Here is a 14,817-nt window from a genome sequence, read left to right on the forward strand (position 1 = left end):
AATTAAACTTCATCTATTTACTTTTCATTATTTACTTATTATGAAGTTATATAGTTTTCAAGAACATTTATTAGAATTTAAAATAAGACTTCTTAGAATATTGACTGCTTTTATAATTATATTTGCTATTTGCTATTATTTTAGCGATTATATTTATAGCTTTTTATTACAACCACTTACTAAACTAAGCGGTGATACGGTGCGAAATATAATTTATACAGGACTTACAGAAGCATTTTTTACTTATATAAAACTTGCAGCTTTTACTGCTTTTACTATTATTATACCTATGATTGCTTTAGAGTGTTATTTATTTATCAGTCCAGGGTTATACAGTCATGAAAAAAAAATTGTTGCTTGCATTCTTTTTATGTCGCCTATTTTATTTTGGTGCGGTAGTATTTTTGTTTTTTATTTTGTAATGCCGAAAGCTTGGAATTTTTTTCTTAGTTTTGAAAAACGTGATATGATAGTACCGATAATTTTAGAAGCAAGAATTAGTGAATATCTACATTTAGTTATTCATTTAATTATCGCTTTTGGCATTGCTTTTCAACTACCAATTGTGATCATAATATTAAATATACTAAAAATAGTTAAGACACAAACACTTAAACAAAAAAGACGCATTGCTATAGTAATTAACTTTATTATTGCAGGAATATTAACACCTCCTGACATTTTAAGCCAGTTTGCTCTTGCAATACCACTACTTTTATTATATGAAATTTCAATAATTATGTGTAATTTTATAGAAACACCGAGGACTTTAAATGTTAAATATCAAATGGATTAGAGAAAATCAAGAATTATTCGATGAAAAATTGAGCCAAAGATTTATTGAACCTATGTCTAGTAAAATTGCTATGCTAGACCGAGAAAAAAGAAAAATTACGAGTTTAATTCAGGAATTTCAGCATGCACGTAAGGTAAAATCAAAGATTTTAGGTAATATGGTCTCTAAAAGTGGCGAAGAGTTTGAAGAATTACAAAGAGATGTTAACCATATAAATGAGAAGTTAGAAGAACTTGAACAAACTCTAGATAATAATAACGAATTAAATGAACTATTAAATATGCTTCCTAATATTCCGGACGAGGAAGTACCTTACGGGATCGATGAAAGTATGAATAAATTAGTGCGTTCTTACGGCAACACAAATAAAAATGCTTTGAATAAACAGCATTTTGAATTAGGTACAAAATTAAATTTAATGGATTTTGAACAAACAGCTAAAATTTCTGGATCTAGATTTGTAACGTTAAAAGGTGATTTAGCAAAGTTAGAACGTGCTTTAATTAATTTTATGGTTGACATTCATACTAAAGAGTTTGACTTCTTTGAGATATCACCTCCATTATTAGTTCGAGATAGTGCTATGTATAATGCAGGACAACTACCTAAGTTTTCTGAAGAATCTTTTATAACAACAAATGGTTATAGACTAATTCCAACCGCAGAAGTATCTTTAGTAAATATAGTAGCCGATACTATTATACAAAGAGAAAAATTACCTATGCGTTACGTTGCTTACACCACGTGTTTTAGATCAGAAGCAGGTAGTAGTGGTAGAGATACAAGAGGCATGATTAGATTACATCAGTTTGGTAAAGTTGAACTCGTATCTATTACTACCCCTGAAGAATCAAAAAATGAGCATGAATATATCACTAATGCATCAGAGACGATTTTAAAAAAACTCGATCTCCCGTATCGTGTTATGCTACTTTGTACTGGCGATATGGGATTTGCAGCGAAAAAAACTTATGATATAGAAGTATGGCTTCCTGGACAAAATCAATATCGTGAAATTGCAAGCTGTTCTAATTGTGGTGATTTTCAAGCACGTAGAATGAAAGCAAGATATAAGGAATTCGGTAGTAATGAAACTACATTAGTACATACTTTAAATGCTTCAGGATTACCTATTGGTAGAACTATAGTTGCAATACTTGAGAATTATCAGAATAACGATGGATCAATAACTATACCTGATGTCTTAATAAATTACATGGGAGGATTAAAAAAAATCACTACATATAGTGAATAATTGTTTATTAAATAAAAATAATAAGGTAAAGTTTTATATAATAGTTTAATGTAACATTAGCGATGTAGTAGCAATCAGCGATCTAAATCATCATTGCACACAATCGTATACTACGTTTTGTAATCCAGAAAAATAATAAAAATGCTGTAAATTAGAATTTTTTACTGGATTACTGCATCAAAACTGATAATTTTTAATTACAAGGTATCGATGTGCCAATATTCATTAGTAAAAAATCTATAATTTAAATCAGGTTATTTGTGTTTAGTGATTTACGGAAATTTGACAAAGATATATATAATTATAATGCGCCTAATTTTATACCTATAGCATGTCATTATAATGAAAATACTTTACTTACCAAAGACGGTAAATTACTACAAATTGTAAAAATACACGGTATTAACTCAGAGAAAATAAGCGACAATATACAAAATTTACGTGAAATGGTTAGACTTGCTATAAAAAAGCATATAACCGATTATGATTTTGCTTTTTGGCTACACACAATACGAGAAAAACAAAACTTAGACGATACCACGCCTTATAAAAAATTATTACCAGCCAATATACATACACTATGGCAAAGAAAAAACCATTGGAATGATAAATTCGTTAATACTTTATATATATCTATAATACATGATTCTGCTAAAATTCAGATCAAAAATTTTAGTTCTTTAATAAATTCATTATCTTATAAATTAATTACTAATTTTGAAAATACATACTTAGATTCAGCTTTTAAAAAACTAGAAAATATCACCAATAATATTTTGGACGATTTAAATGAATTTGGGGCTGAAAAACTTGGGATAATATTTGAAAATGATAATGTTTTTTCTAATACTTTATTTCTATATAATCGCATAGCTAATCTTAACGATAATGATTGTTTGGTGCCTATAATAGATTTATCCAATGCATTAGGTAGAAGCATTTATACAATTAGCGGCGATAAAATAGTAGTTACAGATCATGCAAAAAATAACAAATTTGTTTCTTTATTATCTATCAAAGAATATCAAGAAACTCCTTCTAATACACTGGATAAATTTTTGCAATTACCGATTGAATTAATAATAACTGAAATATTTTACTTTGTTAGCAAAAAACAAATAATATCCAAATTGCATGGTCAAGATCATATTCTTAAAATTACTAACGACTCAATTTTACTTAATCACAAAGGAATTAATAAATTTGATGAAGCTAACGTAGATTTTCAATTTTGTAACCAGCAAATTTCGATTGCAGTTATAGAAGAAGATGAAAATAAACTAGCCAAAGCTGTAGCAAAAGCATCAACAGAACTCTTTAAGCTTGGTATTATTCATGTAAAAGAAGATATTAATATCGAGCAAATATTTTGGTCACAATTACCTGCTAACTTTGCTTTTATACGCAGAATATCACCACTATCTGTTGAACATATTGCGTCTTTTACTGCTCTACATAATACTACACTCGGTAATCAATATAATCCCTGGGGCAGGGCTATAACTTTACTGCGAACTGAAAAAGGTACACCATATTTCATGAATTTTCATGATAAAACAAATAAAGGTAATACTTGCATCTTTGGTACAGAAAAAACTGGCAAAACCGTATTATTGAACTTTTTAATATCAGAATCAACCAAATATGAACCAACAATAATTTATATTTCTAATAATAATGATTCTAAAATTTTTATTGAGGCAATAGAAGGCAAATGGTTAGAACCGGACAAACAAATTATCAATCCATTTTTAGTAGATGATACAGAACAATCACAAGCTTTCATTTTAGAATTTTTAAAATTAATCAGTGGTCATTATATTTCACCACTTAGTGAAATCGAGATATCTTTTCTAGAAAAATTGAAAAATAAAATTTTATCAATTGAAAAAGAAAAACGTATTTTTTCTAACATTTTAAAATTAGCAAATTTTAAAGAGGAAGGAGGAATACAAATATTTGATAAACTTAAAGTTTTTACTGAAGGACAATTATATTACGGATTATTTGATGGGCCATCTCTTAACATTAAAGAAGGCGAAGTGATAGGGTTTAACTTATATACACTTTCTGATGAGCCGTTTTCTAAACAATTCTATCCAATGGAGAGAAAATTTTTAGAACAATTTAATCATAATTTAAAAAAACACCAAAGTATTAGTGCAGCAGTAATTTATGCTTTGAGTTATAATTTAAGCATACTTGGCACAAAACCTAAAATATTTGCTGCTGATAATTTTGATCAACTTTACAGACCTGAATCTTATTATGATAATATAAATTTAATCTATAATAATTTATCAGAAAATAATGGTATTTTTGTCAGTAATTTCAATTTTATTTATCTTAAATCATATCCAAAATATACTATAAAACCTTGGCTTGATTTAATTAATACTAAAATTATACTGCCCTCTGACGTTAAAATAGAAGATTTAGATAAAATTTTAGGTTTAAGTGAATTGGAAATACGAAAATTATCACAGCTAATACTTTCTGCAAGAATGTTCTTAATTAATAAAGATAATGAATCAATTGCTTCTGAATTAAGTATTGCAGCTTTAATAGGTATTGTACGTATTTTATCAAGCAGACAAGAGGAAATGGATATTTATAAAAAAATACTTCAAGAACATAACGGTCCTCCAGATAATTGGATTAATTATCTATATAATGCGTTAAATATATACTAAACTCTTTCGTCTCATAACTTATCATGTAAAAAATTTTCACTGCTATAAATTTACGAGATGATTGTAGTTTATTATAAATTATAAAAACAACGAGCATCAAGAATACTCAAAGTGTTAAAAAAATATTTACTATTTTGTTTATTTGTACCTTTCTCATTTAATGTATATGCATCTATTTGGGATGATATAGTCACGTGCCTTAGCGATCCATGTAACTGCGGACAAAGCGATAGAACAGAAATTTGGAATAAAGGCAGCAAACATGAAGTAAAAAGAGGACCTTTTAAACCAGGCACATTATGTCCTCCTTGGAATAAAAGCGATGGTCGCAATAATGATACTTGTTTATTACAGTTTGATTATCCAGGTACATTTATCGGTTTCTTACTAAATAGATGTGCAGAAGAAGCACCTGATAGTAGCTACTTTACTCCAAAAATTCGTATTAGAGTACAAAGCTGCAACGCAATAGCTTGTTGGCACCAAAACTCTACTTTAAATTGGGATGGGGAATGTGTATTATGGCCTACAGGTTACGGTTTACCTCTCACTAGAGTATGTGCTAGAGTTGCCATACCTGATATGGATTCACCTTCCGTAATAAATGCATCACATTCCTATGCAGATCCAGGTTATACTGAAGGAGTACATCTTAATAAAGTCGGTTATACGGAAAGTGATAATAAGATAATCGGTGTAGATGGGCAAATAATTACTTTAAAATCTCCTAAACTTTGTGCTTATAGCGATCCTGGTCTTGTGAACCTTATCTCAGATTCCGGTATACATCTCGATCCAATGGACTGGAATCCTAATCGTCAACCTCTTCATCAAACTAATGAACTTAGCCCTATTGCAAAAGTATTAAAATTTTTAGTTGAAACTGTAAAAGGATTTAGTTTACCAAGTTTATTAGGACAGCTTCTTGGCATGATCGATCCAAATTCAGAATTTATAAAAGTACTACAATCTATACTTAATGCCATAGGAGAGGTTTTTAATTTTTTTCCTGATTTAATAATAAAAGTGATTGAAAAACTTGGAGCCTTAAACAGTGCTGTAGATAGCTATTCTTTTGGTTGCGTTCAATTACCTTTAGGACCATTTCCACCGCCATATTGCCAAAATTTAAATGCTATTAGCATTAATCCTAATGTGAATAATGTATGTAGCAAAAAAAATGCTAGTGGCACATTTGACCAATCTTCTACTAGTCCTTCTTGTGTAGTACCTTCGAATATTAATGTCAGAAATAATATAGTGAATAATACAATACGTGTTAGTTTCAGCAATCTTGTACCGCTTTGTACAGGAGTAAATCCTGATCTAAAAACATGTATAGAGCTACGTAATATAGATTTTTCTTCAGCAAAAATTACTCATACTAATACGGCTTTTAAAGATTTAATTAAATCGTGTAAGAACACTTCAGGTAACGCTGCATGTATTAATACAGAAATTCCTACACCATGTAGCGTTACGGCTAACGGTTGTAATGAGGGTTTTAGAATAGTATATTCACAGAAAATTGGAAATATAGAAACACCGCACGATTATTACAGAGACGATATACCAGACTGTCCAAGTGCTAATGCCACTACATGTCAAAAAGTATGGGGAGTTAATATAGGCGAATTTCAGGATGTAAGCATAAAATTTCCTAAGGTACAAAAACAAGATACAAATAGCTTAATCCCGATAAAGACAGATATCACATTAAAAGACAATAACGGTAAGGATAGAAAACTTTATGTATCTATTAGTAATACAGAAGACGATAAGCAAAATCCTAATAATATTTGCTTATTTGAGTCTGGTAATTTAATAGATTGTGTACCGAGGGTTAATCATTCTTACAGTTTAGCTGCATATGAATGTGCGAAACAATATGCAGGAATTACTTGTACTAATAATAGTAATCCTAACGATGCTTATTATAAGCCACAATTCATTGCTTCATTACAAGTAAGAGAAGGTAGCAATATAATAGATGAGACAAGCACTCTTGTAACACCGTTATCATACGCCGGCCCTCCACCTCCAAACCCAACTGATACAGAAAGTATAGTAATGCTTGCAGGTTATCAGTATAGCTCTTCTGTTGCATTTATACCTAAAAATCCTACAGAAGATAAATATATTGCTATGCCATTTTCAGGAGCTAATGCTCTAAATCAATTGACTATTCACGGTAAATATAAAGACGATAAAGAACCTTATGATAGTAATGGCAATCCTGACTTAAGTGCTGTATATTTAAAATATTTAGAGTATATAAACGGTAAGTATATACAAGGTGGAACACATGCATGCTTAATGCCAAAAAATTTTCAACATTGTAATCCTATGCCACATCCTACTTTATCCGATGGAGCTCCTATCCCAGGTTACAATAATGAATCTGAAAATTGTGTACTTGCTAAAGTAAACAACAATGATACTATCAATTGTAAAGATTTTAAAAATAAATATAACGCTAAATATCCAAATCTTGGCTTATGTAAAAAAGATATAGATCTAACTCGCTGCTCTATAGAAGAAACAGTATCAGGTCCAAAAAAAGGTATTACAATTTATACTTGCAATATAAACAAGATTCCGAGTAAATGCTATACCAATAACGATAATGCTAATACTCCAATATGTGTTTTAAGTAGGGATTATACAGATAGAATCAAGCCAGAACCTAGCATAGGACCAATACTAGTACCTGTAGATCCTTCAAAATATTATACAGTAACATATACAAAAGGAAATGAAAATACTCCGCCTGAGCCGACATATAATGCTGAGACTGAGGATGTAAGAGATAAAACTTGGCAAGAATTAAATCTTTGCGCCCCTATATTAGTACCTACTTGTACTAAAATTCCTAGCACAGCTGAAGCTCCGTCAGGTAAAAGTCACGGTAATGCAGAATGGCCTAAAAGCGATATAGGTGAACTTGTCAAAGGAAAATGTCCAACGAATTGGATACTGATTGATCCTAATAAACCTTTAGAACGTCATTGCTTATCATATTTTGATAGAAAAGTTGTAGAGTTTGAACCTTTAGGTCACAATGTTGGCTGTAGAAAATCTACAGGGTTACCTATACAAGTTGTGTATAACGATTTTCCATCAAATCAATTACCTGATACACCTTATAATCCTGTTACTAAAATAGGTGACTATTTCTTAAATAAAAAACCAGTACGATATGGGAGCATTATGGCATTTCCAAAGGATGGAGCATTTATAAGTGCTGGACATGAACCGGACAATACAATATTACATACTGTAATATTCAAAGTAACTTTAGATGCAATAATGGATGATATTGAGTATTTTATAGTAGAAGATTTATGGTACGATGATTGCACATTAATATACGTTAATGGCACAAAGCTACTTAGCTTACCTACTGACGTTGATTCTCTAGATGAGAAGAGGTATTGCAACAATGGAAAAGATCAAGGTAAAGCATTACAAGCTAAAGTTAATAATAAACTTATTAGTGCAAAAAATCCTATTGATATTAAACCTTATTTAAAACAAGGGGAAAATTTTATTAAATTCCAGCTAAGAGTTATGTTTGGTGGAGGACTATATTTCCACATGCAATATAAAATGAAAAGATAAATAAATGAGTTGGATTATTTTTTATACGATAATCGCTGCTTTACTAATTCTTGATTTAGGAATAGTACATAAGAAGAATACAGTAATAGCCTTTAAAAGCAGTGTATTTTTGAGCCTTTTTTATTTTATAATATCTTGCTTATTTGGGATCTATATTTACCATAATATGGGCTTAGATCATGCTCGTGAATATTATACTTGTTTTCTCATTGAGAAAGCTATGGCCCTTGATAATATTTTTATTATCTCTATTATTTTTCAATTTTTTAAAATTCCTACTACATATCAACATCGTGTTTTATTTTTCGGTATAATAGGAGTAATAATCTTTAAAGCGATCATAATCTACGGTGGTATTATGCTTATACACAAATTTTCTTGGTTATTATATATTTTTGCTGTAATACTTATTGCTACAGGTATAAAGACTTTTAATGTATCACATAAAACTTATGATATACAAAATTCTTATATTTATAAATCAATAATAAAAAATCTAAATATTACCCATAATCTGGAAGGGCATAAATTTGTTATTAAACGTAATAACAAATTATATTTTAGCCCCCTTTTTGTATCATTAATACTGATAGAAACAATAGATGTAGTTTTTGCTATAGATAGCATAGCCGCAATATTCGCAATTACTAATGATGTTTATATAATTTATACTTCAAATATTTTTGCTATTCTAGGACTAAGATCATTATTCTTTTGTTTATCAGAAATTGTAGAACGTTTCAGCTATATAAAATATTCTTTGGCTTTAATTTTAATATTTATCGGTTTTAAAATATTTATGCATCATTATATAGCGATTCCGGCATATATATCACTCACTGTAACTATTACTTCATTACTATTGGGCATAATTGCTTCCATAATGAGGAAAAATATGATTGACCATAAATAAAGGGGATATATAATGTTTTTTTATTTTATAAACAACAATAATGAATAAACTATTAAAGTTATTTTTTATTACTATAATCATTTATAATAACATTACTTTTGCAAAAGAAATAGGTTCCTATATAGGAGCAGCAATAGGAATAGTTGAACCGGTAGTTCGTAAATTTCGACATAAACACTCAAATACCGAAATAATTTTAAAACAATCAAATATGTATAGCGGGAAAATAGGCTATATAATATATCCACAGATATCTATGGAATTTTCAGCAACTTATCAACCTAAATATCGTCTGCATTACTTATTGCCACATAAAAATTTAATCAATAGTATTACTATACCTAAAGCCATAGGTACTACTACCATAGTATCAAATATATATATGCTAAATCTTATTTATGATTTGAAAAAAATAAAAACTTTCATCCCTTTTATAATACTCGGAGGAGGGATAGCACAAATAAAAGTTAAGTCTACTTCTTCTAGGTGGAGTGTTATAAATAACGATTATTTTAAAGTACGTAGAACGCGTAAAAATTGTCTTGCTTGGCAAGCAGGTCTTGGAGTTACACAAGATATTACTTCAGATTTAAGTATAGATGCAACTGCAAAATTACAAACTGCATATAGAGTAAGAATTAATTATGATACACTTGATATAAAAACAGTTCAATTAATGAATGCAAATTCTATCAAAAAAACTATAGCGGTTGGAGAATTTGGTATAGGATTTACTTATAGATTGCCATTCTAACAATTCTGTGAAATATTATGAAATCTCAGGTATCATCCTAATGATTAATATGATGATAAAAATAATACAATGATTATAAGGAATATAAGGAAAAAATATGTCACTAAAATCTAGTACTACTAACGATCATGATAAAACAACAAAAATAAATTCTATACAATCCTTGGTGAACTGTACTGATACGGTTGCAGATCATAACACTTATGATGAAATACCATATGAAAGCTACCCATATGCTATTACCAATCCTTATCACTTAAGTACACTTGCAACTCTTTTCGGTATCAATGCTCCTGAAGTTGAAAATTCAAAAATATTAGAGCTTGGTTGTGCGGCAGGAGGTAATTTAATACCACATGCAGTTCTTTATCCAAAAGCTCATTTTGTTGGAGTCGATTTATCTAAGGTACAAATTGATGAAGCAAATAAAAATGTTAGAGCGTTAGGACTCAAAAATATAGAATTTCATCACTGTTCGATAACAGATATTAACGATTCTTTCGGTAAATTTGATTATATAATTTGCCATGGTGTAATTTCTTGGGTGCCAAAAATCGTTAGAGATAAAATTTTTAAAGTGTGTAATAGTAATCTTAGCACGAATGGAATAGCATATATTAGCTATAATACGCTACCTGGTTGGAATATGGTGCGCACTATCCGAGATATGATGCTTTATCATTCTAGTTCATTTACAAATGTGCGTGATAGGATTGCTCAATCTAGATTGTTGTTAGAATTTGTTAAGGATAGCTTAGAGAACTCTAAAACACCTTATGCAGAAGTATTAAAAACTGAGGCAGGTCTACTTGCTAAACAAACTGATCATTATTTACGTCATGATCATCTAGAAGAAGAAAATGCTCAGTTCTATTTTCATGAATTTATGAATGAGGCAAGAAAGTATAATTTACAATATTTAGCTGATTGTAATATATCAACTATGTATCTTGGTAATATGCCGCCAAAAGTAGTAGAGCAGTTAAAAGCAGTAAATGATATAGTTAGAACTGAACAATATATGGATTTTATTACGAATCGTCGTTTTAGAACAACTTTACTATGTCATAATGATCTAAAAATTAATAGAAATATTAATAATGAGGATATAAAAAAATTTAATATAATCTTTAATGTAGTTCCTGAAAAACCACTTCAAGAAGTAGATCTTGATAATGCTGCCGAAAATTTACAATTCTTCTTAAACGGTAATAAAGAGTGTAATTTATCAACAACTTCACCTTATATGAAGGCTATTTTATACACTTTTAGTGAGAATCTAAATAATCCATTAAGTTTTAAGCAAGTAACGTCTGAAGCTAATAAAAAACTAAATAATAATAAATTAAACGAAATCAAAAATGAGCTTTTAAATAACGCAATGAAGCTAGTACTCCAAGGTTATATTAGTATTACAAATCAGAAGCATAGGAATAAACCAGTGCTTGATAAGCCTAAAACAACACAAATGGTGCTATATCAAGCAAAACATACACCTTCTATGTGGGTTACAAATTTAAAACATGAACCAATAGGCGTTAATTTCTTTGAGAAGTTTGCACTTAGATATATGGATGGTAAAAATGATAAAAAAGCAATAATTGAAGCTATACTTGGTCATGTAGAAAAAGGTGAATTAACTTTAAGTAAAGAAGGGCAAAAAATAGAAAATAAAGAAGAAATACGCAAAGAACTAGAAAGCTTATTTACGCCAATGATCGAGAAATTTGCTTCTAATGCGTTATTAGTATAGCAAATTTGAACTTTCTACTTACAAAAAGATGACGTAGCAAATTTTTTAAATTTCACGAGTATACCATGCCAATATTTTTTTATTTATTTACAACATTAATAATTATTAGCAGTTTATGCGTTGTTTTAAGCAAAAATTCCGTATATTCAGTATTATGGTTAATTTTTACATTTATCAATGCTGCAGGTCTGATGATTTTGCTTGGAGCAGAATTTTTAGCTATGCTACTTATAGTAATTTATGTTGGAGCTGTAGCTGTATTATTTCTGTTTGTTATAATGATGTTGGATATAAATTTTAATCAGGCGATAACAAAGTTAAGAGAAAATCTATCTTTAAGTATTTTTATAACTTTAATTATGTTTGTAGATTTAGTAATAACTGTTATACTTAGTACTAAAAACATTAATCACAGTTCCAATATATCATTTGCTATAGCAAATAATATATCAAATACTAAAGCAATAGGAAGTGTACTTTATACAGATTTTATGCTACCATTTCAAATGGCAGGACTTATATTATTTGTTGCTATGATTTCATGCATTACGTTAACATTAAAAAAACGTGAGAGAGTAAAATATCAAGATATTAGAAAGCAACTATCTCATAATAAAGGTAATGTTATATTAATGACAAAACCTATTTTAAATAAAGGTGTTGAAAATATTAAATATGAATGAATATATTTCGCTTAATCATTATTTAATTTTAAGCAGCTTAGTTTTTACTATTGGGATGTTTGGATTATTTATGCATCGCAAAAATATTATCAATATACTAATGTCTATTGAGTTAATGTTACTTGCTGTTAACATAAATTTTGTTGCGTTTTCTGTATATATGCAAGAATTATCGGGACAAATTTTTAGTATTATAATCTTAACCGTCGCAGCTGCAGAAACCGCAATAGGACTTGCAATATTACTAATATATTTTCGCAATAAAGGCTCAATTAAAATTACCGACATTAATAAGATGAGGGGATAATGATTCATCAAAATCTTGCTATAATGATCATTATATTACCTCTTGTATCTAGTGTAATAAACGGACTATTCTTAAACAGAATAGATAAAAAATTAGCCAAAATAATTGCAATTAGTTTTTTATTGTTATCTGCATTATTCTCTTTAATAATATTTTGTGATGCGACTTTAGTCGGGAAGATAATTCATATTAAATTATTACCATGGATTGAGTTTAGAAACTTTAAAGTAAATTGGTCGATTTATATTGATCAACTAACTAGTATAATGTTTATAGTTGTAACATTTGTGTCAAGCGTTGTGCATATCTATTCACTAGGGTATATGGCGAACGATAAGGGAATTATACGTTTCTTGTCTTTTCTTTCTTTATTTACGTTCTTTATGTTAATGCTCGTATCAGCTGATAATTTCTTACAATTATTTTGCGGCTGGGAAGGCGTCGGCGTTTGCTCATATTTACTAATTGGATTTTGGTATTCAAAAGAATCAGCCAATAAAGCAGCAATGAAAGCTTTTATAACAAACAGAGTAAGCGATTTTGCCTTTATCTTAGGTATAATCACGATTATTATTTATAATGGTTCAGCAAATTACAAAGATGTATTTTTATCTGCAAAATTATTATCTAATACAAAAATATTAGTACATTTTTCCATTCTAGACATTATTTGTTTATTATTATCCATAGGTTGCATTGGTAAATCTGCACAAATTGGTTTACATGTGTGGCTTCCTGATGCGATGGAAGGACCAACTCCGGTATCAGCACTGATTCACGCAGCAACTATGGTAACAGCAGGTATATTCTTAGTAGCGCGGTGCTCGTATTTATTTGAATATAGCCCTATAGTACTACAGTTTATTACAATAATAGGCGGTATTACGTGTCTTTTTGCAGCAAGCATTGCAATTATGCAAAGTGATATCAAGAAGATTATTGCTTACTCTACATGTAGCCAACTTGGTTATATGTTTATGGCGTGCGGAGTATCTTCATATAATAGCGCAATATTTCACTTAGTCACTCATGCTTTTTTCAAAGCATTATTATTTTTATCAGCCGGTAGCGTAATACACTCAGTTAATGAACATAACATTTTTAAAATGGGTAATTTAATAAATAAAATGCCTATTACTTATGGAAATTTTTTAATTGGTTCACTTGCATTAATAGGAATTTATCCTTTATCAGGATTTTATTCTAAAGATTTAATTTTAGAAGCAGCGTATAGTAGCGGGTCGTTTATGTTTATTTTTGGGATAACTGCAGCAATGCTTACCGCTATTTATTCAATGAAGATTATTATATTGGTATTCCATGGCAAAACTAAACTAGAAAAAGATGTTTTTGAGCATGCTCATGAACCTACTAAAACAATGAATAATCCACTTATATTACTCGTTGCAGGCAGCTTTTTTAGTGGTATGCTAGGTTATTATTTGCTCTCTATGAATAAACCAAATGGCTATTTCCATGAAAGCTTATTTAATTTACATATTTATAAGCTACTCATTAACCATACTCCTTTATATATAAAATTACTTCCTATGGCAGTAGGCATTGTTGGAATTGTTATTGGTATTTGTTTATATAAGGACTCTCTGCCATATCATGATGCATTAACCAATAAATCTAATAAAAGTAAAAAAGACTGGATTCCACAGTCAAACTATAAAATGATATTATTCATTCCCAATATATTGCGTAATAAATATTACTTTGATGAAATATATAATTACTTAATTATTAAACCTATTCACTGCCTAGCCTATTTATTTTATCTTGGTGACCAAAAAATAATTGATCGTTTTGGACCTAATGGTTTTGCACGAGTTATTAATTACTTTTGTGCTCTTACCTGCAAAATACAAACAGGATATATTTTTAATTATGCTTTATATATAGTATCATTTATTGTTATAACAATTAGTTATTTTGTATGGAAAAGTATTTACTGATTTAAAACTAAAACTCTCAGTGTGAGATCACTACATAGTAATGTAATTAAACAAGCACATAAAAATGCGCATTTATAGCGT

At 29.3% G+C, this 14,817-nt stretch carries 10 protein-coding genes; all 10 read left to right on the forward strand.

All coding sequences use genetic code 11. The features are described from left to right. Positions 1–40 precede the first annotated feature (40 nt). The 10 genes from tatC (at position 41) to nuoL (ending at position 14,736) form a co-directional block, all read left to right on the forward strand. On the forward strand, positions 41–796 hold the full coding sequence (gene tatC, locus RT_RS03790) for a twin-arginine translocase subunit TatC (protein ID WP_011191200.1): 756 nt from the start codon (positions 41–43) through the stop codon (positions 794–796). Further along, positions 774–2,051, forward strand: coding sequence for a serine--tRNA ligase (gene serS, locus RT_RS03795; protein ID WP_011191201.1), 1,278 nt, complete (start codon positions 774–776; stop codon positions 2,049–2,051). Before tatC ends, serS begins: the two co-directional genes overlap by 23 nt. A gap of 260 nt (positions 2,052–2,311) precedes the next feature. Continuing rightward, positions 2,312–4,744, forward strand: a complete 2,433-nt coding sequence (locus RT_RS03800) for a VirB4 family type IV secretion/conjugal transfer ATPase (protein ID WP_011191202.1) — start codon at positions 2,312–2,314, stop codon at positions 4,742–4,744. 111 nt (positions 4,745–4,855) lie between these two features. Continuing rightward, on the forward strand, positions 4,856–8,365 hold the full coding sequence (locus RT_RS03805; RefSeq protein WP_011191204.1) for a hypothetical protein: 3,510 nt from the start codon (positions 4,856–4,858) through the stop codon (positions 8,363–8,365). Positions 8,366–8,369: 4 nt separating this feature from the next. Next, entirely contained in the window at positions 8,370–9,278 is a 909-nt protein-coding gene (locus RT_RS03810) for a TerC/Alx family metal homeostasis membrane protein (protein ID WP_011191205.1), read from the forward strand. A 40-nt stretch (positions 9,279–9,318) separates the two neighbouring features. Beyond that, positions 9,319–10,032: an outer membrane protein gene (locus RT_RS03815; RefSeq protein ID WP_011191206.1), complete on the forward strand. Its 714-nt coding sequence runs from the start codon at positions 9,319–9,321 to the stop codon at positions 10,030–10,032. Positions 10,033–10,129: 97 nt separating this feature from the next. After that, positions 10,130–11,785, forward strand: coding sequence for a lysine methyltransferase (locus RT_RS03820; RefSeq protein WP_011191207.1), 1,656 nt, complete (start codon positions 10,130–10,132; stop codon positions 11,783–11,785). Between the two features lie 65 nt (positions 11,786–11,850). Next, positions 11,851–12,468, forward strand: a complete 618-nt coding sequence (locus RT_RS03825) for an NADH-quinone oxidoreductase subunit J (protein WP_011191208.1) — start codon at positions 11,851–11,853, stop codon at positions 12,466–12,468. Beyond that, on the forward strand, positions 12,461–12,775 hold the full coding sequence (nuoK, locus tag RT_RS03830) for an NADH-quinone oxidoreductase subunit NuoK (RefSeq protein WP_011191209.1): 315 nt from the start codon (positions 12,461–12,463) through the stop codon (positions 12,773–12,775). Before RT_RS03825 ends, nuoK begins: the two co-directional genes overlap by 8 nt. After that, complete coding sequence (gene nuoL, locus RT_RS03835; RefSeq protein WP_011191210.1) at positions 12,775–14,736, forward strand: NADH-quinone oxidoreductase subunit L; 1,962 nt, start codon at positions 12,775–12,777, stop codon at positions 14,734–14,736. The genes nuoK and nuoL overlap by 1 nt, the downstream gene beginning before the upstream one ends. Positions 14,737–14,817 lie beyond the last annotated feature (81 nt).

This window comes from Rickettsia typhi str. Wilmington (assembly GCF_000008045.1).
Lineage (GTDB): Bacteria > Pseudomonadota > Alphaproteobacteria > Rickettsiales > Rickettsiaceae > Rickettsia > Rickettsia typhi.